A 26,695-nucleotide genomic window follows, 5' to 3' on the forward strand; every position below is an offset into this window, starting at 1 on the left:
CCGCGGGTAACAATTAGTGCGACGTGCCGCGAATTTTTTCAACCAGCTTCACCGCCGCGACGACGATAGCGCCAATGATAAAGCCCAGCACCAGATTCAGCAGCGTAGGCAGAATCGCCGCGATAACGGCCCCCTGCGTGGAGGAGAAATGTTCGATGGCATGGTGCAGCGGCGCAATGCCGTGAACCACAATTCCGCCGCCCACGAGGAACATCGCCAGCGTGCCCACCACCGACAAACTCTTCATCAGCCACGGGGCCAGCACCAGCAGGCTTTTGCCGATGCCTCTTGCTACCGCGCTCGATTTTTCCTCCAGCCAGTAGCCAATATCGTCCAGCTTGACGATCAGTCCCACCAGACCGTACACGCCCACGGTGACCAGAATCGCGATGCCGGAGAGGATCAGCACCTGATTCAGAAGCGGCGCGTCAGAGACAATGCCCAGCGTAATCGCGACGATTTCCGCAGACAGGATAAAGTCGGTCCGAATAGCGCCTTTGACCTTATCGCGCTCGAAGGTTTTCGGATCCTGCGCGGCCAGCGCTTCAAGACGCTGCTGGCGCACCTCCGGCGTATCGCTCTGCTTGCGCGAGCTAAAGGAGTGCAGCACCTTCTCCACGCCCTCGAAGCAGAGAAATGCCCCGCCAATCATCAGTAACGGCGTGATGGCCCAGGGAATAAACGCGCTGATCAGCAGCGCCAGCGGCACCAGAATCACCTTGTTCAGGAAGGAGCCTTTCGCCACGCCCCACACCACCGGCAGTTCACGGTTTGCCCTCACCCCACTCACCTGCTGAGCGTTAAGCGATAAATCATCGCCCAGCACGCCTGCGGTTTTCTTCGCCGCCAGTTTCCCCATCACTGAAATGTCGTCCAGTAAGGTGGCAATATCATCCAGCAATGTTAATAAGCTACTTCCTGCCAAAATCTTAATCCTTCATTTTTTGGTAATTAAGTGAATAGTATGGAGCAAAAGCGCCAACCCGGAAACAGGCACCTTACGTCAACAAAAAATTCACATCTGCCACACAATTAAAGGGCTCGCCAGCGAGATAGTTTTCGCGTTTACTATCAGCGAACTTTTTATTTCGTCGTGAGGGATTATGCGTTTCCGGCAATTGCTACCGCTCATCGGGGCACTCTTTTCGCTGTACATCATCTGGGGGTCAACCTACTTTGTCATTCGCATCGGCGTGGAAAGCTGGCCGCCGCTGATGATGGCGGGCATTCGCTTCCTCTCGGCGGGCATCCTGCTGCTGGCCTTCCTCCTCCTGCGCGGGCATAAGCTTCCCCCGCTACGCCCGATGCTGAATGCCGCCCTGATCGGCCTGCTGCTGCTGGCGGTGGGTAACGGGTTTGTGACGATTGCCGAGCACCAGAACGTCCCGTCCGGGATCGCCGCCGTGGTCGTTGCCACCGTACCGCTGTTTACCCTCTGCTTCAGCCGCCTTTTCGGCATCCGCACCCGCAAGCTGGAATGGCTGGGGATTGGGATTGGCCTGGCCGGCATTGTTCTGCTCAACAGCGGCGGCAACCTGAGCGGGAATCCGTGGGGCGCGGTGATTATCCTGATTGGCTCGATGAGCTGGGCGTTTGGTTCCGTCTACGGGTCGCGTATCGAACTGCCGACCGGCATGATGGCCGGTGCGATTGAGATGCTCGCCGCGGGGATTGTCCTGCTGCTGGCCTCGGCGTTGACGGGAGAAAAGCTGACCACGCTGCCGGACCTGTCGGGCTTTCTCGCGGTAGGGTATCTGGCGCTGTTTGGCTCTATCATCGCCATTAACGCCTATATGTTCCTGATCCGCAATGTCTCTCCGGCTGTCGCCACCAGCTACGCCTACGTCAACCCGGTCGTGGCCGTGCTGCTCGGAACAGGACTGGGGGGAGAAACGCTCTCACCTGTGGAATGGATTGCTCTTGGGATCATCGTGTTTGCCGTCGTGCTGGTCACGCTGGGCAAATATCTGCTGCCGGCAAAACCGGTGGTCACGCCTTGCGAGGTGGAGAAACCGTAAGCAGGTGAATGCCCTGCGTGTCGATCTGCGCGGTCTGGCCGCCGCCGCAGATCCACTCTTCCAGCCGTTCGCTCAGATCGGCATCGTTCAGCTTTAATCTGCCTCTCAGCGCACACTCCCAGACGATCAGCACCCGCCAGCCCTGCGCCATCAGCGTGGCCAGATCCCGCCTGTCGCGCTCGACGTTCTTGCCAATCTTATCCAGCCAGAAATCGGTGCGCGTCGCCGGGACTTTAAACAGGTAGCAGTCGTGATGGTGCCAGAAACAGCCGTGGGTAAAGATGATGCACTGCCAGTCGTCGATGACGAAATCCGGGCGCCCCGCCAGGGCGGGATCCTGCACGCGGAAGTCAAACCCCGACTGCGTCAACAGCGCGGCCAGGCGCTTTTCAATGGCGGTGTCACGCGTGCCGATGGCACGCATGTTTTTACTGCGCGTCGCCTTATCGTGAACATCCGTCATTGACGGCCTCACCCTGACGAAGTGCCACCGCCTGTCGGATGCGCGAGGCCAAGAGCTTTGCGACAGCCGCGAACGCGAGAACCACCACCGAGTTACCAAACTGACGGTACGCCTGGGTATCCGACACAGGAATGCGGAAGCGATAACCCTGCGGCGTCTCAAAGCCCATCAGCCGGGCGCATTCGCGCGGCGTTAAGCGCCGTGGGCGATGGCGCTGGTTGTGCGGATCGTCGAAATCTTTTTCACCCAGCGCCTTGTCCCAGCCTCTGTCGATCAGGATTTCCGCGCCGTCTTTATAGTAGCGAGCAGACAGCGTGCGGGTGACGCTGTGCGGATCGTTCGGGTTGACCATCCCAAAGCCGAAGCCGTTGCCTTTCGCCTGGTGCTTCTTGGCATAGCGGTAGAGGTATTTCCACAGCACAGGGGTTAGGATAAATTTCGCGTCGACGACGGGTTCCAGCAGATCGGCCACGGTGGGGCGGCGCTCGGGATACAGAGAAGGAATATCCCGCAGAGTAAAATCGCCTTTCAGATTGAGATCGCGGCGGAAGCCCACCAGCACGATACGTTCGCGATGCTGGGGCAGGAAATGTTTCCCATCAATAATTTTAGGATCGTCCGCGCCCATGTCCTCTGAATCGGCCACGTCATAACCCAGCTCATCCAGCGTTTGCATGATAATGCGGAAGGTTTTCCCGCCGTCGTGGCTTTTTAAGTTTTTGACGTTTTCCAGTACGAAAATGGCCGGACGACGGGCGTCAATAATACGCGCCACGTCAAAAAACAACGTTCCCTGCGTATCGCAGGCAAAACCGTGGGCGCGTCCAAGGGCATTCTTTTTGGAGACGCCGGCCAGCGAGAAAGGCTGACACGGGAAGCCTGCCAGCAGCACGTCATGCGCCGGGATCGTCTGACGAATGTGCTCGGCGGCCTGTTCATCGCTCACGCCGCTTTTATGGCTCAGGGTCACATCGCGGATATCCGCGTTGAAATGATGCTCGTGCGGATCGCAGTACCAGTTTGCCTTGTAGGTACGCACGGCGTGCTTGTTCCACTCGCTGGTAAACACGCACTGTCCACCGATGGCTTCAAAACCGTGACGAATGCCGCCGATACCGGCAAACAGATCGATAAACCGGAAGGCATAGTTCGGGTGCGCGGCAGAAGGACGCGGAAGCAGATTTTGCAGATAACGAAACTCGCCTTCACTCAGGCGACGCCCTGCTCGCTCGCTGGTCAGCAGACGTTTAAGGATCGCCGGGCTCCAGTGGCTCTCGCCGTGCGCCACCAGCAGGCTGGCCAGCGTTTTAGCATCATAGATATCCAACAGCTGGCGCAGTAAGGCCTGCACCGTTGCCGTTGATTTCTCAGCCTGCGCGGGCGCGGGCTCTGTCACTGATCGATTTTCCTGCATTCTTTTAACCGGAGAGTAAAGACTGGGAACAGATTACCACAGTTCAGTTGCGCAAACTGCGACGGAAGCGGCTCAGCACCTGGCTATCCAGCCCGAGGCAGTCGCCGTGTAATTCGGCGCTGAGTTTCGCCATAAACTGGATCAGGAAATCGGCATTGTGACGTGCCAGTTCGCGGCCCATGTCCGTTTGCATTGTATCAGGCAAACGCAGCAGCTTGGTCTGAAAATGGTCGAGGGCAAACGCGCGGTCGTCGAGGGGACGCGCATCGGCAAAGGGATCGTCCGCGTCAAATAGTGGTACGCCCAGTGCGCCCGAGACGGCAAAAACGCGCGCCAGGCCGATAGCGCCTAACGCTTCCAGCCGGTCAGCGTCCTGCACAATTTTGGCTTCTATACTTTGCGGCGCAATACCGGCGCTGAAGCTGTGCGCCTCAATCGCGTGCGCGACGGCGGCAATATGCTCGGGCGGAAAGTCCGGGAAGTCGCGGCGCAGTATCTCGCTCGTCTTGCGAGCAGCGAGCCGTGACGACTGGCTGCGTTCAGGATGGTTCTTCGGGAGGCTGACAATATCGTGAAAATAGCAGGCGGCCAGAATCACCCGCGGCTCGGCCGTGTGGTGAACCATGATTTTTTGCGCCGTCATCCACACCCGACGAAAATGCGAAATATCATGTGCAGTATCGTCGTTCTGGTGATTTTCCTTGAGCCAGCGCTCAAAGCCATGCTGCCACCGGGCCAGTTCCATCATCATGTCCTGTTGTTTAAAAGAAGGTGAATTATAACATAGCCAAATTAAATGAATTTAAAAATAGCGCTGCGAAATATTTAATAATAATTACTCCTTATAAATCCACACCGATAATTCACAAGAAAAATAAAGAGATTAATAGAAATAATTTGAAATATTTCATCGAATTTAATTACATTTATTTTTGAAACTAAATCACAAGCCATAGAATAGTATCGAGCCTGTAATTACGGAGGGTGATTACATATATTCATATAAATTATCTTTAAAGGGAATATATAATGAAAAGAAAAGTTCTGGCATTTCTGGTACCCGCGTTATTAATGGCAGGCGCAGCGAATGCGGCTGAAATGTATAACAAAAATGGCAACAAAGTTGACCTGTACGGTAAGGTTGACGCGCGTCATACCTTCTCTGACAACCCTGGTGATGATGGCGATGAAACCTATGTACAGGTTGGTTTCAAAGGCGAAACCCAGATTACTCGCGATCTGGTCGGTTACGGTCAGTGGGAATATAAAACGTTCGCTAACGATACCGAAGGCGCGGGTGACAAATCCTTTAACCGTCTGGCCTACGCTGGCCTGAAATATGGCGAATACGGTTCATTTGATTATGGCCGTAATTACGGCGTCGTGTACGACGTTGAAGCCTGGACCGATATGCTGCCGGTATTTGGCGGTGATTCTTACACCTGGACCGATAACTTTATGAATGGCCGTGCCAACGGTCTGGCAACCTACCGTAATAGCGATTTCTTCGGTCTGGTTGAAGGTCTGAATTTCGCGCTGCAGTATCAGGGTGCGAATGAAGGTGCTAACGCTGATGAAAATCAGGAAGGCACCAAAAACGGACATAACAGCGTTCGTTTCCAGAACGGTGACGGCTTCGGTATGTCTACCTCCTATGACTTCTCAGGCGATCTCTCCGGCCTGAGCCTGGGTGCGGCGTACTCTTCTTCTGATCGTACTAATGAGCAGGAAGCGGCAGGCCAATACAACGCGCATTATGCGAGCGGTAAAACAGCTGAAGCGTGGACCCTTGGCGCGAAATACGACGCCAACAACGTCTATCTGGCAATGATGTACGCTGAAACCCGCAACATGACGCCATACGGTGATTATGGTATCGCGGATCAGACTCAGAACTTCGAAGCGGTAGCACAGTACCAGTTCGACTTCGGCCTGCGTCCATCCCTGGCATGGGTTTACTCTAAGGGCAAGGACATGACCTATCCAGGCAACGCCAGCAACCCTCAGGGTCAGCATGGAGACATGGACCTGGTTAACTACATCGACTTGGGCATGACCTACAGCTTCAACAAGAACTTCTCCACCTATGTTGACTACAAAATCAACATGCTGGATAACGATGAAAGCTTCTACGAAGCCAACGGTATTTCCACCGACGACATCGTTGGCGTCGGCATGACCTACCAGTTCTAATCTTTAAAAATACCAAAGGCCGCATCTGCGGCCTTTTTTATTTCTTCGCGGTCTGTGTTATGGCGCTTCCTGCAGCGCCACGCGGATGAACCCGTTATTCTGCGCCAGCAGTTCATGGGCTTTCCACGCATCCAGCCCTGTCAGCACCATCAATACCGCCGTTTTACAGTGATGGTTACAGCTCTCCAGCGCCGCTTTTGCCTCCGCCCGGGAGCATCCCCCCGCTTCCATCACAATGGCGATTTGGCGTTCGGCCCATTTGGTACTGCTTGCCTCGAGATCCACCCGCAGGTTGCTGTAAACGCGTCCGGTTCGAACAGCCAGCCCGGTAGCGATCATCGAGAAGATCATTTTCTGCGCAATCCCCGCTTTGGTGTTGAGATAGCCGGCCACCACATCGGCCCCCAGTTCGGGAGCAATCACCATACTCGCCAGCTGCGCGGCTTCACTTTGCGCATCACCGGTAATAACGGCGACCGGCGCCCCCAGCGACCATGCATGGCGCATTGCCCCCCAGACCCACGGTGTTTTTCCGCTGACGGTCACGGCCAGCATCATATCGTGTTCACCAAACTTAATGGCCTGCAGATCGGCAACGCCGCGCTCGTAGCTCCCTTCCCCCTCTTCTGCCGTGACGGCCACCACGGGGGTTTTGCCCGGCGCATAGTCATCGGCAACCTGTTGCGCGACCCGACCAGACGGTCCCGCCCCGACAATCACCAGACGGCCACCGTGATTGAGGGTCGCGGCAGCGTTATCCACCGCGCGGGCAATCACAGGTAAGCAAGGGGTGAGTGCAGCAGAAATGAGTGCATCATCCTGGTGAATGACTTTCAGCATGTCCAGCGTGGACAATCGATCGATATTCATCGTGCTGGCGTGCCGTCTTTCCTTGACCGAACCGGTAAGCAGAATGCTCATAAACAGCCTCCTTATTATGAGTACCCACACACTATAAAGTGTTTTATATAGATGACCTGCGAGGAGGGTCACGAAAAGAGGACCAAATCCACGCCTTTACATGGCTTTAAGAAAAGCGCGTCATCGGCGATAATTACCCCCATACTTAATCATCGCGGAGTATTGATGAGCGATTTGCAGCCTTTCCTTCCGACGCGCAAGCGCCCCATGAAACTCAATACGCTGGTCACGCTGATGGTATGCGCGATTATCGGTTCAGTGCTGCTGGTGGTCTTTGCGCTCTATTCGGTGCAAATCACCCGCGCCACACGCGATGATGTCAAAGACACCGCGCTCGGCATTGCCCGCACCCTCGCCGACAGCCCCGAGATACAGCGCGGCCTGATGCAGGCGCCGCAGGAGAATATTATTCAGCCCATCGCCCAGGCGGTGACGAAACGAAACGATCTGCTGTTCACCGTGGTCACCGATATGCGCGGGATCCGCTATTCTCACCCGAACGAGGCGCTGCTGGGGCTGCATTTTATCGGCGACGATTTAACGCCCGCGCTGGAAGGCAAAGAGAACGTATCGGTTAACCGGGGCGCGCTCGCCGAAGCGCTGCGCGTATTTACCCCCGTCTACGACGGCCAGCACGAGCAGATTGGCGTGGTAGTGGTCGGTATCTCCCTGAATAAGGTGGAAGAGCAGATTACCCGCGGGCGGCTAAACGCCGTCTGGACCATTTTGTTCAGCATTTTTATGAGTTCGATGGCGATTTGGGGTCTGGTGCGGGTCCTGAAACGCATCCTGTTCGGACTCGAACCCTATGAAATTTCCGCCCTGTTCGAACAGCGCCAGGCGATGCTACAGTCGCTTCGTGAGGGGGTGCTGGCCGTTGATATTCACGGGCGCGTGACGATGATTAATCAGACCGCCAGAGAAATATTGCTTCTCCCGTCCGGCAAGCAGACCGAAAACACCAGCGCCCCCCTGCTGGCCAGCCTGCGTGACGTCTCGAAGACGGGCGTCGCGCGCCAGGATCAGGAGATCAGCTGCAACGGCCGGCTATTGCTGTGCAACATGGTCCCGGTGAAAAGCCAGGATCGGGTGATCGGCGCCATCACCACCTTCCGTGATAAAACGGAAATCAGCCAGCTGATGCAGCGTATTGATGGCATGGTGAATTACGTCGATGCCCTGCGCGCCCATACACACGAGTTTATGAATAAACTGCATGTGATCCTGGGCCTGCTGCACATGAAGCGCTACGACAAGCTGGAAGAGTACATCCTGCAGACGGCACATCATTACCAGACGGATATCGGTACGATACAGAGCAAGGTAAAATCCCCGGTGGTAGCCGGGTTCCTGCTGGGTAAAATCAACCGGGCGAAAGAAGCGGGCGTCACCCTGACGCTGGCGGATGAAAGCCAGATACCGGATACCGCAAGTGAAGAGCAGGTCGCGGTGCTGATCACCGCGCTGGGCAACCTCATTGAAAACGCGCTCGACGCGATGGAAGGACAGCAGGAAGGTGAGATTGGCCTGCTGCTGCATTATCAAAATGGCTGGCTCAGCTGTGAAGTCAGCGACGATGGCCCCGGCATTGATCCCACTCAGCTGGAGTCTATTTTTACAAAGGGCTTCTCAACAAAAGGCGACAACCGCGGCGTTGGGCTGTTCCTTGCTCGCCAGCAGATTCAGAACCTTGGCGGCGATATCACCGTCGAGTCTGAGCCCGGCGTATTTACCCAATTTTTTGTTCACATCCCCTGGGATAGCGAGAGGAATATCGCGTGATAAATGTGTTAATTGTCGATGATGACGCCATGGTGGCCGACCTCAACCGTCTGTACGTCAACCGTGTTGAAGGCTTTACCTGCTGTGGCGTCGCCTCCACGCTAAACCAGGCCGAGGCCATCATTAATGACCCCAGCCATCCTGTCGATCTGGTGCTGCTGGATGTCTATATGCAGCAGGATAACGGGCTGGATCTGCTGCCCGTCATTCGAGCATCCGGCCGCCCAATCGATGTGATCATGATCACCTCGGCCGCCGACGCCGCCACGATCCAGACCTCCATCCATTATGGCGTGGTGGATTATCTGATAAAGCCGTTCCAGTTCCCGCGCTTTGAAGAGGCGCTGAACGGCTGGAAGGCAAAGCACAGCCTGATGGGGTCGCATCAGTATTACGAGCAGGCGGACGTCGACCGTCTGATCCACGGCGGGGCACCGGAACTGGCAGACAGCAAAAAGCTGCCGAAAGGGTTAACGCCGCAAACGCTGCGCACGATTTGCCAGTGGATTGACGCACACCCGGAGACGGAGTTTTCAACCGATGACCTGGCAAACGCGGTCAATATTTCCCGCGTGTCCTGCCGCAAATATCTGATCTGGCTGGCGCAAATCAATATTCTGTTCACCAGCATTCACTACGGCGCCACCGGGCGTCCGGTGTATCGCTACCGTCTCCAGCCGGAGCAGACGGGCCTGCTCAAGCAATACTGCCAGTAACGCGGTAGGTATCGTCCAGCAGGGTAAAGCGGAAGTGGTGTGCTGAAGAGAACACCACTTCTTTTGTTTTGGTCACAAAGATCGCTTCTATGTCTGGACGCGCACGCAGCGCGGCGCAGCCCTTCTCCACGCCCATGCCGTACATCAGCGTGGTCCAGATATCGCCGTCGATGGAATCTTTTGAAATGATGGTCACGCTGTCCAGTTCGTTGTCCAGCGGATACCCGGTGCGCGGATCGAGAATGTGGTGATAGCGTTTGCCGTTGTGCTCAAAGTAGCGCTCGTACGTTCCCGACGTCACGACGGAGAGGTTCTCGACGACCATCGTGCCGATCAGCGCATCCCCGGCGAACGGTTTTTTCAGCCCGACGCTCCAGCCCCCTTCCGGGGAGCCTAAGGTCTGAATGTTTCCGCCAAGGTTGATCAGCCCCAGCTCAGCGCCCTCTTTATGCAGGTAATCCCGCACCCTGTCGGCGATATAGCCTTTGGCAATCGCCCCCAGATCGATCTCCATCCCCGCCCGGGTCAGAAACACGCTGCTGCTGGCCTCATCAAGGAGAACATCCTCTGGGCGGGTAATTGCCAGCAGCGACGCGATTTCATCGGCAGGCGGAACGCTGTCTCCCTGAAAACCAATCTTCCAGCGCTTCACCAGCGGACCGATCGCCAGATTAAAGGCGCTGTCCTTGAACAGGCTTGCCGCTTTTGCACAGCGGATCAGATCAAACACTGGCCGACTGACGGTGACCGGATGCTGGCCGGCCGCATGGTTGATGTCCATCACCTGCGAGTGCGCGCGGTTGACAGTGAGCAGGTCTTCGTACTGTTTGATCAGGCGAAACACGCGGGACGCGAGGGCTTCGTCATGGGAGAAGAGCTTCAGGAGGATGGGTGACCCCATCAGGACGGCGGAGTAACTGTAAACGCGATGGCTATCAGGCATGGCAGGAGTCCTCAGCTGAAGCCCCGGCAGGCACCGCGCCGCCGGGGAAAATGCCGGATAACGCTGCGCGTATCCGGCCTGGGAAGCAGGAGCCTTACCTCATTTTCGAACGCAGAGCCGCCTGATGTCCTGCAAGGGTACCAAAAATAATGATATCTGCCACCGCGTTACCGCCGATACGGTTAGCACCGTGGATCCCGCCGACCACTTCACCGGCTGCAAACGCGCCTGGCAGCACGTTGTGGTTGCTGTCCAGCACGCAGGTTTCGGTGTTGATGGTCACGCCGCCCATGGTGTGGTGCACGCCCGGCGCAATCTGAATGGCGTAGAATGGCCCTTCATTGATGGGCGCACGCAGCGCAGTGGTACGACCAAAGTCGTCATCATGCTGTTTTTCAACGAAACCATTGTAACGTTCCAGGGTCGCCAGGAAAGCGTGGTAATCCATACCGAGCGCTTCCGCCAGGGCTTTCGGCGAGCTGGCGCTGGTCACGAAGCCTTTGGCAATGTACTCATCCGCGGCTTTGTTTTTGGCGCGTACGTGCTCGTCAAAGACGATGTAAGCGTATTTCTCCGGCAGGGCGATGATTGACGCTGAGACTTTATCGCGGGTCGACATTTCGTTGTAGAAGCGTTCCCCTTTCTGATTGACCAGAATCGCCCCGCCCCCGCGGATGGATTCGGAAATCAGGTACGAGGTTTTCTGCTCTACGGTTGGGTGAATTTGAATTTCGCCCATATCGACAGTGCCTGCCCCAATGCGCTCCAGCAGCGCGATACCGCCACCGGTCGCCCCTTTATGGTTGGTGGTGACGAAACCTTCCAGATCCGGACGGTATTTCACGACCATCTGGCTGTTAGCGCTGAAGCCGCCGGTTGCCACAATCACGCTTTTCGCTGCCACTGTGATGGTTTCATTCTCTTCGGTGGTCAGGCGCACGCCGGTGACTTCACCGTTTTCGAAGAGGATGTCGCTGACGGAAGTATCCAGCATCACCTCGATGTTGCGTTTGTTGACGTTACGCACCAGGCCGCTAATCAGGTAACCGCCCACCGCAGAACCGTCTTTTGGACGGTGAGTACGGTCGATGCTCATCCCGCCGGTGGTGGTGATGTCGTTCAGCATGATGCCGCGGGTTGCCAGCCACTCAATTGCCTGCGGCGCGTTCTCGACGAAGCGGCGCAGCAGTTCAGGGTTGTTCTTGTTGCCGCCACCTTTCAGGCTTTCCTGGTAGAACAGCTCTTTGCTGTCCTGAATGCCCTTCACGCGCTGGAAACGGGTTTCGGCGGCGTTCATCCCGGCAGAGGCTTTAATGGTGTTCCCGCCGATGGTTGGCATTTTCTCAACAATCAGCACGCTCGCGCCTTCGTCGTGAGCCTGAATCGCCGCCGCCAGACCGGCGCCGCCGCTACCGACAACCACCACGTCCACGCTGCGGGTTTCGTTCGGGTCAACGCCCTCTTCCGCTGCCAGCGCTTTGCTGGATTTCAGCATCGCTTTAGAGACCGCTTTCTTCACCGCTTCACTCTGGCTGGTTGCGCCTGTGATGGCATCCACGTGCGGGGTATTGGCATCCAGAATGCGGGTGCGGATCTCTTCAAAGCTAGTGACGAACTCTACGTCTTCGCTCGGGCCAGACGCCAGCTCGATGTCTGCAATGCGGTCAGTCTCCAGGCTGACGTTAATCACCAGTTCATTCGCGTCGTCCTGCACCTTCTCGGTGAACATACCCGGTTTGAATTTTGATTCGCCCATGCTCATGTCGCGGATCATCGCTTCCACCAGCGAGAAGCGCCACAGCGGTTCAGGAATTTTCAGCGCCTCGCGCTGGGTGCTGTCCATAAACAGCTCCAGCGTTTCCCCGGTCGCGATGCGGTCGGTCCAGTCCGGATAGGCAATGGTGGCACGGCCCACGGCAATCAGGTCGTAACCGTGTTCCAGCGCTTCATTGGCATCGGCGGCATTCACCACGCCACCCACGCCCATGACTGGAACCTGCGCCAGCGTTTCAGAACGCATCGCGCAGTATTTTTCGATAAGCGGCGTTGGGTCCTGGGTGTCGACAATGGAAGGACGCAGGGTCGCGCCGACGGAGAAGTGCAGGTAATCCACGCCGCGCGCCGCCAGTTTTTCCAGCAGGTACATGGTGTCTTCAAAGCGGATGCCCGGCACTTCCAGCTCTTCGGGGGAGAAGCGGTAGCCAATAATAAAAGCGTCGTCCGCGTACTGGCGCACCATTTTGTGGGTGATATCCAAAACTGCCAGCGGGAACTTCGCGCGGTTATCGCGGCTGCCGCCCCACTCGTCGTCACGCTGGTTAGAGTTTGGCGAATAGAATTGCTGAATCAGATAGGTGTTTGCCCCGTGGATTTCCACGCCGTCGAAGCCGGCCTGGATGGCGCGGCGCACCGCTTCACCAAACTTGCCGATCATGCCTTCGACTTCTTCGCCAGTCAGTGCCACTGGCGTTGCTGCGCCCTCACGCGGCGCGGCAACGGCACTTGGGCCAACCGGCGTACGGCCACCGATCAGTTTCGGGTCAACCATGCGGCCGCCGTGGTAAATCTGCAGCAGAGCCTTAGAGCCTTTGGATTTAATCGCCTCCGCGATTTTCGCCAGCCCGGCAATTTTCTCATCATTATCAATCCCGATCGCGCCCGGGAAGGCCAGACCGAGATCGTCGACGAAGCAGCACTCCACAATGATGGTGCCGATACTGCCGGAACGGGCACGATAGTACTCCACCAGTTCACTGGTAACGGTGCCGTCGTAATAGCCGGTGCAGGTGGTCATAGGGGCCATTAACAAACGGTTTTTCAGTTCGGTGCCATTCGGTAATGTGAAGGGGCTAAGAATACGTTCGTTAGTGCTCATATTAGAAACTCCAAACTTTTAAAAAATTAAGAATTCGTTATCGGATTAGTTTTTAGTTCGTCGTTATTTGCCGATGTCATGATATTAATATAATGATTTTTTTAGTTTCTAAAGTTATTACGTTAGTTAAAAAACTATTTAATCCCTGCAATAACACAAATAACACATTGGTGTTAGCGAATGTAATTCAGTCATTCACAATAATTTAAAATTCGTTAAATAAAAATTGGTAAAACCAATTTCCATCACGCATATAAAGCCATTAAAAACAACAATATATAAAACAAAGAAAACACGGATGTTACGAAAATGATAAAACAAACCAATAAAACAGGTAATACCCACATACGCCTGAGTGGTTATTAATAAAAGCATAAAAATAACGCTGCAATTCTGTTCTTTTGATCGCGATCAATAGTTATGGCATCCAAAAGCGCAATATAAAAACATCATCATTTTTTAATTTAGCGCCACCGTAAAAGCGTTAAATTGCTATTACTGAAAATACAAAACCGCACCTTTAATAACTAAAAAAAGCAAAGAAACTTAAGAAAATGATTTTGTTTTTTCAGTACGACCGAATCTTTGACAACTTAAGACGTGAAACTATGAATACAAAAACTGCTGTAACGCCCCCTGTGGCGAACCAGGCATCAAATGGAAACGCAAAACGTCTGCTGATGATGGCACTGCCCGTCATTGTCGCCGTACTGCTGCTGTTTGTTCCGGTACCGGAAGGTCTGCCTCCTTACGCATGGCACTATTTCGCTATCTTCGTTGGCGTGATCGTCGGTTTGATCTTCGAACCGCTGCCGGGTGCGGTGATCGGTCTGACCGGCGTGGTCGCCATTGCCCTGTGCAGCCAGTGGGTGCTGTTCAGCCCTGAACAGCTGGCTGACCCGAAATTCAAGCTGGCAGGCGCCTCCTTTAAGTGGGCGGTTAGCGGGTTTGGTAACTCGACCGTCTGGCTGATTTTCGGTGCCTTCATGTTCGCCGCAGGCTATGACAAAACCCGCTTCGGCCGCCGTCTGGCGCTGATTCTGGTGAAATACCTCGGCCGTCGCAGCCTGACGCTCGGTTACGCGATTACGTTTGCTGACCTGCTGCTGGCACCGTTCACCCCGTCCAACACCGCGCGCAGCGGCGGGACCATCTACCCGATTATCGCTAACCTGCCGCCGCTGTACGGTTCTAAACCGAACGACCCAAGCGCGCGTAAAATTGGTTCGTACCTGATGTGGGTGGCGATCACCGCGGCCTGTATCACCAGTTCAATGTTCCTCTCCGCCCTCGCGCCGAACCTTCTGGCGCTGGCGCTGGTGAAAAGTACGGTTGGGATCGATATCTCCTGGGGCACCTGGTTCCTCGCCTTCCTGCCGCTGGGTATCCTGCTGATTCTGGCCATGCCGCTGCTGGCCTACTGGTTCTACCCGCCAGAAGTGAAGGTGAACAACGAAGTGCCGCTGTGGGCGACCCGTGAGCTGGAAAAACTGGGCAAACTGTCCCGCAATGAAATTCTGCTGCTGGTGTTCGTGTGCTGTGCGCTGCTGATGTGGATCTTCGCCGCCGCGTGGATTGAACCCGCTATGGCTGCCCTGCTCATCGTCGGCCTGATGCTGTGGACCGGCGTGCTGGAGTGGAACGATATCACCGGTAACAAAGCGGCGTGGAACACCTTCGTCTGGTTCGCCACCCTGGTTGCGCTGGCGGACGGCCTCTCCTCTACCGGCTTCATCAGCTGGCTGGGTAAAGAAGGTGGTCTGTTAATGAGCGGTATCTCTCCGGGCGTGGCGACCATCGTCCTGCTGCTGGCGTTCTACCTGCTGCACTACCTGTTTGCCAGCACCACCGCGCACACCACGGCGCTGCTGCCAGCGATGCTGACCATCGCCTCCACCATTCCGGGCATGAATATGGAAGTGTTCGTTCTGCTGATGGTGACCTCGCTGGGCGTGATGGGGATCATCACCCCGTACGGTACTGGCCCAAGCCCGATCTACTACGGTAGCGGCTACCTGCCAACCAAAGACTACTGGCGCCTCGGCACCATCTTCGGTGCCATCTTCCTGGCGGCCCTGCTGCTGATTGGCTATCCGTGGATGTCCATGATGTTCTGATTTCTGACCGCCGGGGCCTTCCTCCGGCGGTTTTATTTTTGTGGAGCAAGCTATGTCAAACAAACCGTTTATCTACCAGAACCCCTTCCCTCTTTCGCATGACGACACCGAATACTACCTGCTGACCAAAGAGCACGTCTCCGTTGCCGAGTTCGAAGGCCAGGAAATCCTGAAAGTGGAGCCGGAAGCGCTGACCCTGCTGGCGCAGCAGGCCTTCCACGACGCCGCATTTATGCTGCGTCCTTCCCACCAGCAGCAGGTTGCCGCCATCCTCAACGACCCGGAAGCCAGCCAGAACGATAAGTACGTTGCCCTGCAGTTCCTGCGCAACTCCGAAATCGCGGCCAAAGGCGTGCTGCCGACCTGCCAGGATACCGGCACCGCGATCATCATGGGTAAAAAAGGCCAGCGCGTCTGGACCGGCGGCGGTGACGAAGCGGCCCTGAGCCAGGGCGTGTATAACACCTACATTGATGACAACCTGCGCTACTCCCAGAATGCGGCGCTGGATATGTATAAAGAGGTGAATACCGGTACCAATCTGCCCGCGCAGATCGATCTCTACAGCGTGGACGGCGATGAATACAAATTCCTGTGCATGGCGAAAGGCGGCGGCTCTGCCAACAAAACCTATCTCTACCAGGAAACCAAAGCGCTGATCACCCCGGCTAAGCTGAAAAATTACCTGGTTGAGAAGATGCGTACCCTGGGGACGGCAGCCTGCCCGCCGTACCACATTGCCTTTGTTATCGGCGGAACCTCGGCGGAAGCCACGCTGAAAACCGTGAAGCTGGCTTCCACGCGCTACTACGACGCGCTGCCAACGGAAGGCAACGAACACGGCCAGGCGTTCCGCGATATTCAGCTGGAACAGGAGCTGCTCCAGGAAGCACAGAACCTCGGCCTCGGCGCGCAGTTTGGCGGTAAATACTTCGCCCACGACATCCGCGTGATCCGCCTGCCGCGCCACGGCGCGTCCTGCCCTATTGGCATGGGAGTTTCCTGCTCCGCGGACCGCAACATCAAAGCGAAAATCAACCGCGACGGGATCTGGATTGAGAAGCTGGAGCACAACCCGGGCCAGTACATTCCTGAATCGCTGCGCCAGCAGGGTGAAGGCGACGTGGTCAGCATCAACCTGAACAAGCCGATGAATGAGATCCTGGCGCAGCTTTCCGCGCACCCGGTCTCTACCCGCCTGTCGCTGAACGGAACCATCATCGTGGCGCGCGACATCGCCCACGCGAAGCTGAAAGAGCTGATCGACAACGGCGAAGAACTGCCGCAGTACGTCAAAGATCATCCGATTTACTACGCAGGCCCGGCCAAAACGCCGGAAGGCTACGCGTCTGGCTCACTCGGTCCAACCACCGCAGGGCGCATGGATTCGTATGTGGACTTACTGCAGTCCCACGGTGCGAGCATGATCATGCTGGCAAAAGGCAACCGCAGCCAGCAGGTGACGGACGCCTGCCATAAGCACGGCGGCTTCTACCTGGGCAGCATCGGCGGCCCGGCGGCGGTGCTGGCGCAAAACAGCATTAAGAGCCTGGAGTGCGTCGCGTATCCTGAGCTGGGCATGGAAGCCATCTGGAAAATTGAAGTCGAGAACTTCCCGGCGTTTATCCTGGTGGATGACAAAGGCAACGATTTCTTCCAGCAGATCCAGAACCAGCAGTGTAAAGGCTGTTCACAGCGCTGAGTGCTTCCATACGTCCGGCAAGAGCGACAGCGTTTCAGCGATCGTGCTGCGCTTGTCGCTTCCCGGCTTCCAGATGGTGACCATCGTCTGACCAATCCCCTGGCTGCCCACTTCGGTGTGCAGCCTTTTTACGTTTTGCCACTGCCCGGCGTGAAAATGCGTCGGTAAGAATCCCCAGCCGCAGCCGCGCTCCAGCAAACCGCGCAGCATCTCCGGTTCATTGGTAAAGAGGGTATGCCCGGAAATCTGCAGGCGGCGTGCCACCGGCTCGTCCGAGGCGGGGTGCATGATGACCTGGGGCACCAGGGAGAGATCGAGCAGCGACAGAGGCGAAGAACGGTCAGCAAACAGCCCGCTGGCGGCATAAAAATCCATATCGATGGCACCCAGGGCGCGCCACTCCATATCATTGCCCACGCTGCGGTTGCGTGCCTGGCAGATGGCGAGATCCGCGTCGTTGTTCGCCAGCAGCCGTTCCGATTCATCCCGCGAGGCGCAAATAAGGCTCAGGCGGATTTTTCGCACCGCCATTTCAGCAATCACCCCGTGCAGAAAGGCTCTGGGCGTAAAAGGATCGTAGACCAGCGTCAGGTCCTGCGTGGCACCGTGCGGCACCTCTCTGGCAAACGCCTCAAAGGCTTTTACCTGCCGCATCAGCAGGTGCGCCTGGCGCTGAAGCTGTTCCCCTTCGGGCGTGAGCCGCAGGGTGCGGCCGTCGCGAATAAACAGCGCGTAGCCTAACCCATCCTCAAGAAAATCAACCAGATCGCGAAGCGTCGTTCGGTCCTTCTTCAGCGCCACCGCGGCTTTACTCAGGCTCCCGTTCTCGGCCACGGCGGTAAATGCCTCGAGCTGTGCAAAAGAGTAAATCAGTCCCGCCACGCTACGCTCCTTCTGTTTTTTGGGGGGATTTTCCCCCGCTACGCGTTTTTTATTATAGCCCCGGGGTTTTTAAACTGAAGCCGTTCCTAACCTGTAAGAGACGGATATGAAAAACAGAAAAGTAAACCATGCCCTGCTGGCGGGCCTTGTCTTCAGCACCCTGATCTCCCCTGCGGCAGTGGCGGCCTGTAAAGGCACCGACCTCAGCGCCTGCCCTGCCCCCTTCGACACCACGCTGCCTGACACCCATAAGATGCTCACCTGGAGTCAGGCCGATCGGGTGGTGGGCTTTCGCAATGACTACCGCAACTACGCCGGGGATGTTTTCCGCCACGGTAACTCTGTGCCGCTGGAAATGTCGGACAAGCCGCTCACGGACGCACACTATCAGGTCAACGGCAGGCGCTACGGCCTTCAGGAGTACCTCCAGCGCCAGAACGCCAGCGGCATGCTGGTACTGAAGGACGGCAAAATCGCCTGGAAGTATCTTGGAGAGGGCAATACCGACTCGACGCTCTGGACCTCGCGCTCGGTTGGGAAATCGGTGGTATCGACGCTGGTGGGCGTGGCCCTCAAAGAGGGAAAGATCCACTCGCTTGACGATCTGATCACGCGGTATGAACCCGACCTGAAAGGCACCGCGTGGGATGGCGTGACGCTCAGACAGCTGATCACCCATACCTCCGGCGTGGCCTGGAACGAGGATTACACCAACCCCCACTCCGACTTTGCGCAGCTCACCGAGTGCGAGGCGAAGCCGGGTACCTATGACTGCGTGCACAAGCTGGTGAAGGGGTTACGCAGAGCGCATCCGGCCGGAGAGAGCTGGTCTTACTCTTCGGGTGGCGCCTGGCTGCTGGGTGACGTGCTGGAGCGGGCCACCGGCATGACGCTCGCAGCTTATCTGGAGAAAAGCATCTGGCAGCCTTACGGCATGGCGAGCGACGGCGTGTGGCATGCCTACAGCAAAGGCCAGCACGACGTCGGCGCGCACGGCTTTAACGCCACGCTGGAGGACTGGGGACGCTTCGGGCAATTTATCCTGAACAACGGTACGCTGCCGAACGGTAAGACCATCCTGCCGGAAAACTGGCTCCGGCAGTCGTCAGACTGGACGAAGGCCAAAGGCTCGGTATCAGACGCCCATCCCGGGGGACTGTACGGCTATCAGTGGTGGAACAATGAAGTGCCCGCAAACGCCACGGGCGTAGTGCCAACAGCACAGGATTCGCTAAAAGGTTCGCTCTGGGCGCTGGGCATTTTCGGGCAGATGATCATGGTGAACCCGAAGGAAAATCTGGTCATCGTCCAGTGGTCTACCTGGCCGCAGGCGGAGCCGTCCTTCAGCGCCCAGCCGCTGGAAGCTTCTCTGATGTTTAGCGCGATTGCCAGGGCGCTGCGCTAAAATGCATCCGCCGGGTAATGAAGCGGTTACCCGGCGCATTCTGAAACGCGCCTCTGCGCCACATCACAAAATCGCAATATCAGAGACTTACAGATTACTGGTGAATAAAAAGCCAACGGTTTGTTAAGTTATTGTTGCCATTAATTGTATTTAACAACCGACTTATATTCATGCAAGAAATGCATCAGTCGATGCGGCATTTGCGCTTATCTAATTCCTCATCCTGATCCAGTTTTCAGAAACAGACGCGTAAAACGTCAACAATAAACTGGAGATAACCATGTTTTCCTCAACCTCACCTGCAACCGTACGGTCGAAAGCGGGCGCGATACTTCGCGTCACGTCCGGCAACTTTCTTGAGCAATTCGATTTCTTTCTGTTCGGCTTCTATGCCACCTACATCGCCCACACGTTCTTCCCGGCGAGCAGTGAATTTGCGTCGCTGATGATGACCTTCGCCGTCTTCGGCGCGGGCTTTTTGATGCGTCCAATCGGCGCCATCGTGCTTGGCGCGTATATCGACAAAGTGGGCCGCAGAAAGGGGCTGATTGTCACGCTGTCCATCATGGCGGCGGGGACCTTCCTGATCGTGCTTATTCCGTCTTATCAAAGTATCGGTCTGTGGGCGCCGCTGTTGGTGCTGACGGGCCGTCTGCTGCAAGGCTTTTCCGCCGGCGCGGAGCTTGGGGGCGTGTCGGTCTATCTGGCTGAAATCGCCACGCCGGGCCGCAAGGGTTTTTACACCAGCTGGCAGTCCGGTAGCCAGCAGGTCGCCATTATGGTCGCCGCCGCAATGGGCTTTGCGCTGAACGCGATGCTGGAAGAGAGCGCCATCCGCGAATGGGGCTGGCGAATCCCGTTCGTGTTCGGCTGTTTAATCGTGCCGTTTATCTTCTTCCTGCGCCGCAAGCTGGAAGAGACGGAAGAGTTCAGCGCGCGTCGCCATCATCTGGAGATGCGTCAGGTCTTTAAAACGCTGCTCGCGAACTGGCAGGTGGTGGTCGCGGGCATGCTGATGGTGGCGATGACCACCACGGCCTTTTATCTGATCACCGTTTATGCGCCCACCTTTGGCAAAAAGGTGCTAATGCTGAGCGCGTCGGACAGCCTGCTGGTCACGCTGCTGGTGGCGATCTCTAACTTCATCTGGCTGCCGGTGGGCGGTGCCCTGTCGGATCGCTTCGGGCGCAAGCCGGTGCTGATTGCCATGACCCTGCTGGCGCTGGCGACCAGCTACCCGGCCCTGACGCTGCTGGCGAGCGCGCCCAGCTTCTCGATGATGCTGAGCGTGCTGCTGTGGCTCTCCTTCCTCTACGGCCTCTATAACGGCGCAATGATCCCGGCTCTGACGGAAATTATGCCGGCTGAAGTGCGCGTGGCGGGCTTCTCGCTGGCTTACAGCCTGGCAACGGCGGTCTTTGGCGGCTTTACCCCGGTCATGTCCACCGCGCTGATTGAATACACCGGCGACAAAGCCTCGCCGGGCTACTGGATGAGCTTCGCCGCGGTATGTGCCCTGCTGGCGACGCTCTACCTCTACCGCCGCCGCGCGGTATCGCTGCAAAACACCGTCAAGTCAGAGGGGGCAGTATGAAACGCACTTATCGCTATACCGCAAGCGCGCTGGTGCTGACGTTCCTGAGCGTCAATGCCTTTGCCCAGGACGTGAAGGTGATGATCTCAGGCGGTTTTAAAGCCGCCCTTGAAAAGCTGGCCCCGGAATATGAACACCGGACCGGGGATAAAATTGTGATCATCCCCGGCCCCTCAATGGGCAATACGCCGCAGGCGATCCCAAACCGACTGGCGCGCGGCGAGAAGGCCGACGTGGTGATTATGGTGGGCGATGCGCTGGAGAAGCTCGAAAAGGCCAGCCAGACCCAGCCGGGTTCGCGAACGGAACTCGCGGATTCTCCCGTTGGCATGGTGGTAAAAAAAGGAGCGAAAGTACCGGATATCAGCAGCGATGCGAAACTGCGTGAAACGCTGCTGCAGGCCAGCTCCATCGCCTACTCTGACAGCGCCAGCGGCAGGTACGTCAGCCAGGCATTATTCAAAAAGCTGGGAATAGAAAAAGAAGTGGCGGGTAAAGCGACAAAGGTCGAACGTATTCCGGTCGCCTCAGAAGTGGCAAATGGAAAATACACCCTCGGTTTCCAGCAGGTTAGCGAGCTGTTGCCGGTTCAGGGCGTCACCTTTGTCGGGAAAATCCCTGACAATGTGCAATACATCACGCGCTTCGCGGGCGCGGTTACCCGCCATGCAGAACATCCCGGGGAGGGGAAAGCGCTGTTGACCTATCTCGCCTCACCGCCCTCAAGGGCCGTCATTACGGAGACGGGGATGATCCCCGTTACGTCCGGCGATACTGCTCGGTGATCTGCTTTTCCAGTTCAGCCGCAATATAAGACTGGATGCGCCCCCGGCGTCGGATAAGCCCCACGGTGCGTTTCACTTCCGGCGCCATCAGCGGCAGATGCGTCAACAGCGTGTGCTCTGAGGTCGGCATTGACATGGCGGGAACGGCAGCGATGCCGATCCCCGCCTCAACCATACCGAGCATCGTGGTAACGTGACGTGTTTCGCAGACGCTGGGCCGCTCGGGAACGATATCCCCCAGCATCCGGTCGAGCAGATTGCGGTTGCCTGACGTTTTATCGAGGGAGATATAATCCTGCTGGTAAAACGTCTTCCACGTCAGGTGACTCTTCTGCGCCAGAGGATGATCCTTTCTGCACGCCGCAACGTAGACATCCTCCACCAGCGGGAAAAATTCGATTTCAGACGGCAGGTTTCCTGCAAAGCAGATACCGAAATCCGCCTGGCTGCGGGCCACGGCGTCAATCACATTGCCCGCGCTGCTGTCGATGAGCTTAATGCGAACACGCGGATAGCGAGACTGAAAACGCCGGATCACGTCAGGCATAAAGTAACAGGCCGCGGAAGGTACCGTGGCAACCGTGATCAGCCCCGTCCGCTCTTCACTGGCCTTATCGACATCCGCGAGCATTGACTCAACGCTGTCGAGCAACTGTGCGGAGCGCTCGGCAAAGTTTTGTCCGTAGAGCGTCAGCGCCACGCGGCGGGTGGTGCGATCGAACAGCCTGTTTCCCAGCGCGGCTTCCAGCTTTTCAATCCTGCGGCTCAGCGCCGACTGGGATAAACAGATAGATTCAGCGGCGACACGGAAGTTACCGTATTCCACTAACGCTCTGAAAGCATAAAGATCGTTAAGGTCAAAATTCACGGGCATAGCGTCTGGATGTCCTGTCAGGGAATACGCAACAAAGTCAAAAATAATAGCGTCTTATTGACCTGCCGCAACCGCCCAGGCGTTGAAATACCGATCAGAGGTCGTTGAGATGCAGGCGGACGTACCCCGCGCGGTCTGCAATGGCCTGCCGATCCTCTTCCGTCATGTCCGCTAGCTGTTTAAAGACAATGCCCAGGCGGGGATTGTTACCGAGACGCGCCTTATTGCGCGCAAAGAAGTCCCAGTAAAGGGCATTGAAGGGGCACGCCTGTTCGCCGGTACGCTGGTTGTGTTGATACCGGCACCCCTGACAGTAATTACTCATTTTATGAATATATGACGCGCTCGAGACGTAGGGTTTACTCGCCAGTAACCCACCATCGCCAAACTGGCTCATGCCGAGGGTGTTGGGCAGCTCCACCCACTCAAAGGCATCAATATAGACTCCCAGATACCATTCATGGACCGCCTGCGGCGACAGGCCGCTGAGCAGGCTAAAGTTTCCAATGACCATCAGGCGCTGGATATGGTGGGCGTAAGCCTCGGTGAGCGACTGCCCAACGGCATGCGCCAGGCAGCGCATCTGCGTCTTCCCCGTCCAGAACCAGTCCGGCAGCGGGGCGTGCTGGTCTAAGGCATTCAGCTCCCGATAGCCCGGCATCTGCGACCAGTAGATCCCGCGCACATACTCCCGCCAGCCGAGAATTTGTCGGATAAACCCTTCTACGGCAGGCAGCGGCGCGTGGCCCGAACGCCACGCCTGCTGGGCGGCCGCGACCACTTCCCGCGGATTAAGCATTTTAGCGTTCAGCGCGAATGAAATTAACGAGTGGAAAAGAAAAGGTTCCTCCGCGTGCATCGCGTCCTGCCAGTTTCCAAACTGCGGGAGCACGTGCGCGATAAAATCATCCAGCCTGGCTTTGGCTTCCGCACGGTTGAGCGGCCAGCGAAAATTGTCGGCCTGCGGTTCGCCGAAGGTCTTTACGCCGCAGCGTTGGATCTCCGCCCATAAGGCGGAACGATCGTGGCAGGGACGCGCGTCCCCCGGCGCGGGAGGCTCGCCGGACCAGCGCTTGCGGTTTTCAGCATCGAAATTCCATTTCCCCCCTTCCGGCTCGCCTTCAGAGGTTAACAGGACGCCGTGCTGACGACGCATTTCCCGATAAAAGTACTCCATTCGCCAGCTTTTGCGTGACGCAAAGAACGCGCTGACCTGTTCCCGAGTGGTGAAAAAATGCTCGCTACTGACGCAGGCCGTTTCAACGGAGACCGTCTTCGCCCACGCCTGCAGCTGCGTATCAAGACGCCATTCGTCTGGCTCCTGCCATATCACCCTATCCGCGCGGTAATGCGCGACAAGCGCGTTGAGATTGTCTTCCAGCGCGCCGCGGTTCGAGCCATCAGAGAGCCGGACATACCTCACCCGATGCCCCTTCTCTTTTAATGCAGAGGCAAACGCGCGCATGGCGGCGAAGATAGCGATAACTTTCTGGGCGTGATGAAGCACATAGGCGGTTTCTGCCCGGAGTTCCAGCATCACGTAAATGACGTTCGGACTGCAGGTATCAAACCAGCTGTGATGCGGATTAAGCTGATCGCCCAGGATCAGACGCAGCTCGGTCAACGGTGGCTCCTGCGGCAACGCTCAGAACAGTATTTAACCTCATTCCAGCATTTCGCCCATTTCTTGCGCCACGTCATGGGCCGCTGGCAGTGCACACACAGTCGACTGGGCAGGTCCTGCTTGTTACCTTTGAAATCGCTCATCTTTTCAATACCGCACTGATTAATTCACCCCACCTGCGGATAAAGGCCACGACAGACTTCACAAAATGAAGGTGATGCCCGCAAACCGCTACCCACCGCTACGTACGAAATGATAGTTTATTCAGGCTGGATTTGTCGCAGTGAACGATTTTCTGGCATCTTAACCGAACCTGACTTTCCCATTTTTGTTCAAGTGACGAGTTTGCGAGCAAAGCGATGATAAAGTGGCCCTGGAAAACGAATGAGGCTGGCCGGGATGTAGCGCTGCCATGGGATGACGCGCTGACGATCCCTGTTCTGGCTAATCTAAACCCGGATGAACAATCGAAACTGGTTCAACTGGCGGATCGTTTTTTACAGCAAAAACGCCTGGTGCCACTGCAGGGGTTTGAACTCGATCCCCTGAAAAACGCCCGCATCGCCCTGCTGTTCTGTCTGCCGGTGCTTGCACTCGGCATTGAGTGGCTGGACGGTTTCCACGAAGTGCTTATCTATCCCGCGCCGTTCGTGGTGGATGACGAATGGCAGGACGACATCGGGCTGGTGCATAACCAGCGCGTGGTGCAGTCCGGACAAAGCTGGCAGCAAGGGCCGATAATCCTCAACTGGCTCGATATTCAGGACTCGTTCGACGCCTCCGGTTTTAATCTGATTATCCATGAGGTGGCGCACAAACTGGATACCCGCAACGGCGATCGCGCCAGCGGCGTTCCGCTGATCCCGCTTCGCGAGGTCGCGGGCTGGGAGCACGACCTGCACGCGGCGATGGATAACATCCAGGATGAAATAGACCTTGTGGGCGAGAGCGCGGCCAGCATTGACGCCTATGCGGCAACCGACCCGGCTGAGTGCTTTGCGGTGCTCTCCGAGTATTTCTTCAGCGCGCCAGAGCTTTTCGCGCCCCGTTTCCCGGCCCTGTGGCAACGTTTCTGCCAGTTTTATCAGCAGGATCCGCTCCAGCGCCTGCGGCAGAATGAGGGGGCTGGCGGGCATTCCTCCTCCCGCCAGGTCCATTAAGCTTTTTCAGCAGGGGTACGCTCAGTTGACCATACCCCTATGCTCAGGGCTAAAAACAGCACCGCCATTCCCCATGCGGCCACCGTTAAAGCCTGCTCCCCGTAAAAGCGCGTCACGACCGGCACCAGCAGTGCGCTGACGCCGTAGCCTAACGTGTGGCTGGTGGCGATGACGCCCGCGCCTTTCCCCGTCGTCAGCCGATCGTTCAGCAGAAGCTGGTAGCCCGGCGTGGCCATCGCCGCCCCGAGTGACGTGATAACAATCCCCACGTAGAACAACATTAAACCGGCAACAGACATCAGCCCAAGCCCTGCCACCATCAGCACCGCCGCGATACAGAGCAATGTCACCGGGCTGAAATGCTGCGGGCGTACCACCAGAAACTGTGCCGCGAGCGTGGCCAGCGCGGCCAGGCTCAGCAGGAGCGCGACATGATGGCTGATCTCCCGGGCGTTACCGTCCAGCAGCGGGCTAAGATGCGGTGACAGGCCAATCTGCATCAGGCTCACCAGCGCCGCCAGCAGCAGCGCCAGCAGCAGGAACGGCAGCATGGAGGCCTGCAGGCGGGTTGCCTGGTGGGCTACCGGCGGCAGCGGCGGGTCAGCGACTTCGCGAAGCACCAGCAGCAGAGCGAGAAGCGGCGCAACCGCCATCAGCCAGAGCGGCGCGACCGGATTAACGCTGAGCATCAGCGCCGCCAGCGGTGGGCCGAGCAAACGCCCGCAGCTGAGGCCGGAGCTTATCGTCGCCAGCGCCGCCATTCTTTTCTCCAGTCCCGCACGCTGAATCGCCCACGTCTGGGCCGCAGGCACCAGCCCCGAGACCGTCAGTCCGTAGAGCAGGCGCGAGAATATAAGCCCCGCCAGCCCCCAGACCGTATCCAGCCTTCCGGCCGCCATCGCCCAGACCACCAGCGCCATCACAACAAAACTGGCCAGATAGCCGCTTAGCGAGGCCAGCATGACGGACTTACACCCCTTCCGCTCGCTCTGACGCCCCCACCAGGGTGATGCCGGTAAAAAGAGCATGGATCCAAACATCAACAGCCCGGCCCAGACCGAGAGTGACAGCCCGGTCAGGGTGACCAGCTGCGGGAGCATCACCAGCAAACCGTTTTGCCCGATGCCCAGTAAACCCGCAGATAGCGCCAGGGGCCAGTTAGCTTTTGAGGTGACGTTTTCCGTCAAGGTTTCAGAGTCAGCGCGCATGAGAATGTGAACATAGTGT

At 57.0% G+C, this 26,695-nt stretch carries 22 protein-coding genes; 10 read left to right on the forward strand and 12 right to left on the reverse strand.

Features of this window, described 5'->3' with window-relative positions; translation table 11 throughout:
- Positions 1-13: 13 nt before the first annotated feature.
- Positions 14-925: a DUF808 domain-containing protein gene (locus BMW97_RS13730; RefSeq protein ID WP_045908157.1), complete on the reverse strand. Its 912-nt coding sequence runs from the start codon at positions 923-925 to the stop codon at positions 14-16.
- Positions 926-1,103: 178 nt separating this feature from the next.
- Between BMW97_RS13730 and yedA the strand changes: the two genes are divergently transcribed.
- A complete protein-coding gene (yedA, locus tag BMW97_RS13735; RefSeq protein WP_090392936.1) occupies positions 1,104-2,018 on the forward strand; it encodes a drug/metabolite exporter YedA in 915 nt (304 codons plus the stop codon).
- On the opposite strand, the gene BMW97_RS13740 is transcribed toward yedA, so the two are convergent.
- The 3 genes from BMW97_RS13740 to BMW97_RS13750 form a co-directional block, all read right to left on the reverse strand.
- A complete protein-coding gene (locus BMW97_RS13740) occupies positions 1,990-2,481 on the reverse strand; it encodes a very short patch repair endonuclease (protein WP_090392938.1) in 492 nt (163 codons plus the stop codon). The two genes, yedA and BMW97_RS13740, sit on opposite strands and share 29 nt — an antisense overlap.
- On the reverse strand, positions 2,462-3,877 hold the full coding sequence (locus tag BMW97_RS13745; protein ID WP_090392940.1) for a DNA cytosine methyltransferase: 1,416 nt from the start codon (positions 3,875-3,877) through the stop codon (positions 2,462-2,464). The genes BMW97_RS13740 and BMW97_RS13745 overlap by 20 nt, the downstream gene beginning before the upstream one ends.
- 61 nt (positions 3,878-3,938) lie before the next feature.
- Positions 3,939-4,640 (reverse strand): phosphohydrolase, encoded by a 702-nt coding sequence (locus BMW97_RS13750; RefSeq protein WP_090392942.1) that lies wholly within the window; start codon positions 4,638-4,640, stop codon positions 3,939-3,941.
- A gap of 284 nt (positions 4,641-4,924) precedes the next feature.
- Between BMW97_RS13750 and ompC the strand changes: the two genes are divergently transcribed.
- A complete protein-coding gene (ompC, locus tag BMW97_RS13755; RefSeq protein ID WP_045908152.1) occupies positions 4,925-6,088 on the forward strand; it encodes a porin OmpC in 1,164 nt (387 codons plus the stop codon).
- Between the two features lie 57 nt (positions 6,089-6,145).
- Here ompC and BMW97_RS13760 read toward each other — a convergent pair whose 3' ends face one another.
- The gene (locus tag BMW97_RS13760) at positions 6,146-7,009 is read right to left on the reverse strand and encodes an N-acetylmuramic acid 6-phosphate etherase (protein ID WP_045908151.1); all 864 of its coding nucleotides are present in this window, start codon (positions 7,007-7,009) and stop codon (positions 6,146-6,148) included.
- Between the two features lie 165 nt (positions 7,010-7,174).
- On the opposite strand from BMW97_RS13760, the gene BMW97_RS13765 reads away from it, so the two are divergent.
- Both BMW97_RS13765 and dcuR read left to right on the forward strand, forming a co-directional pair.
- Entirely contained in the window at positions 7,175-8,791 is a 1,617-nt protein-coding gene (locus BMW97_RS13765) for a sensor histidine kinase (protein WP_045908150.1), read from the forward strand.
- A complete protein-coding gene (dcuR, locus tag BMW97_RS13770) occupies positions 8,788-9,507 on the forward strand; it encodes a two-component system response regulator DcuR (protein WP_045908149.1) in 720 nt (239 codons plus the stop codon). The genes BMW97_RS13765 and dcuR overlap by 4 nt, the downstream gene beginning before the upstream one ends.
- Here the strand turns inward: dcuR and BMW97_RS13775 are convergent.
- Together BMW97_RS13775 and BMW97_RS13780 are read right to left on the reverse strand one after the other, a co-directional pair.
- Entirely contained in the window at positions 9,488-10,450 is a 963-nt protein-coding gene (locus BMW97_RS13775) for an FAD:protein FMN transferase (RefSeq protein WP_090392944.1), read from the reverse strand. The genes dcuR and BMW97_RS13775 overlap by 20 nt on opposite strands.
- Before the next feature lie 94 nt (positions 10,451-10,544).
- Positions 10,545-13,325: a flavocytochrome c gene (locus BMW97_RS13780; RefSeq protein ID WP_045908147.1), complete on the reverse strand. Its 2,781-nt coding sequence runs from the start codon at positions 13,323-13,325 to the stop codon at positions 10,545-10,547.
- Between the two features lie 608 nt (positions 13,326-13,933).
- Between BMW97_RS13780 and BMW97_RS13785 the strand changes: the two genes are divergently transcribed.
- On the forward strand, positions 13,934-15,442 hold the full coding sequence (locus tag BMW97_RS13785; RefSeq protein WP_008500292.1) for an anion permease: 1,509 nt from the start codon (positions 13,934-13,936) through the stop codon (positions 15,440-15,442).
- A gap of 52 nt (positions 15,443-15,494) precedes the next feature.
- On the forward strand, positions 15,495-17,144 hold the full coding sequence (gene fumA / locus BMW97_RS13790) for a class I fumarate hydratase FumA (protein ID WP_045908146.1): 1,650 nt from the start codon (positions 15,495-15,497) through the stop codon (positions 17,142-17,144).
- Here the strand turns inward: fumA and BMW97_RS13795 are convergent.
- Positions 17,133-18,026, reverse strand: coding sequence for a LysR family transcriptional regulator (locus tag BMW97_RS13795; protein ID WP_045908145.1), 894 nt, complete (start codon positions 18,024-18,026; stop codon positions 17,133-17,135). The two genes, fumA and BMW97_RS13795, sit on opposite strands and share 12 nt — an antisense overlap.
- Before the next feature lie 106 nt (positions 18,027-18,132).
- On the opposite strand from BMW97_RS13795, the gene BMW97_RS13800 reads away from it, so the two are divergent.
- From BMW97_RS13800 to BMW97_RS13810, 3 genes are all read left to right on the forward strand, one after another.
- Entirely contained in the window at positions 18,133-19,431 is a 1,299-nt protein-coding gene (locus tag BMW97_RS13800) for a serine hydrolase domain-containing protein (protein WP_045908144.1), read from the forward strand.
- Positions 19,432-19,711: 280 nt separating this feature from the next.
- The gene (locus BMW97_RS13805; protein WP_045908143.1) at positions 19,712-21,025 is read left to right on the forward strand and encodes an MFS transporter; all 1,314 of its coding nucleotides are present in this window, start codon (positions 19,712-19,714) and stop codon (positions 21,023-21,025) included.
- Positions 21,022-21,810, forward strand: a complete 789-nt coding sequence (locus BMW97_RS13810) for a substrate-binding domain-containing protein (RefSeq protein ID WP_045908142.1) — start codon at positions 21,022-21,024, stop codon at positions 21,808-21,810. The genes BMW97_RS13805 and BMW97_RS13810 overlap by 4 nt, the downstream gene beginning before the upstream one ends.
- On the opposite strand, the gene BMW97_RS13815 is transcribed toward BMW97_RS13810, so the two are convergent.
- The 3 genes from BMW97_RS13815 to BMW97_RS13825 all read right to left on the reverse strand — a co-directional run bounded on the left by BMW97_RS13815 (position 21,785) and on the right by BMW97_RS13825 (position 24,451).
- The gene (locus BMW97_RS13815; protein ID WP_045908141.1) at positions 21,785-22,684 is read right to left on the reverse strand and encodes an L-proline-binding transcription factor PsrA; all 900 of its coding nucleotides are present in this window, start codon (positions 22,682-22,684) and stop codon (positions 21,785-21,787) included. The two genes, BMW97_RS13810 and BMW97_RS13815, sit on opposite strands and share 26 nt — an antisense overlap.
- Positions 22,685-22,778: 94 nt before the next feature.
- On the reverse strand, positions 22,779-24,308 hold the full coding sequence (locus BMW97_RS13820) for a cryptochrome/photolyase family protein (protein ID WP_090392945.1): 1,530 nt from the start codon (positions 24,306-24,308) through the stop codon (positions 22,779-22,781).
- The gene (locus BMW97_RS13825) at positions 24,305-24,451 is read right to left on the reverse strand and encodes a DUF2256 domain-containing protein (protein WP_071530926.1); all 147 of its coding nucleotides are present in this window, start codon (positions 24,449-24,451) and stop codon (positions 24,305-24,307) included. Before BMW97_RS13825 ends, BMW97_RS13820 begins: the two co-directional genes overlap by 4 nt.
- Before the next feature lie 216 nt (positions 24,452-24,667).
- Here BMW97_RS13825 and mtfA point away from each other — a divergent pair, with 216 nt between their 5' ends.
- The gene (gene mtfA / locus BMW97_RS13830) at positions 24,668-25,468 is read left to right on the forward strand and encodes a DgsA anti-repressor MtfA (protein ID WP_045908139.1); all 801 of its coding nucleotides are present in this window, start codon (positions 24,668-24,670) and stop codon (positions 25,466-25,468) included.
- On the opposite strand, the gene BMW97_RS13835 is transcribed toward mtfA, so the two are convergent.
- On the reverse strand, positions 25,465-26,676 hold the full coding sequence (locus tag BMW97_RS13835) for an MFS transporter (protein WP_045908138.1): 1,212 nt from the start codon (positions 26,674-26,676) through the stop codon (positions 25,465-25,467). The two genes, mtfA and BMW97_RS13835, sit on opposite strands and share 4 nt — an antisense overlap.
- Between the last annotated feature and the right edge of the window lie 19 nt (positions 26,677-26,695).

The sequence above is a fragment of the Enterobacter sp. NFIX58 genome, from assembly GCF_900110475.1.
GTDB lineage: Bacteria > Pseudomonadota > Gammaproteobacteria > Enterobacterales > Enterobacteriaceae > Enterobacter > Enterobacter quasiroggenkampii.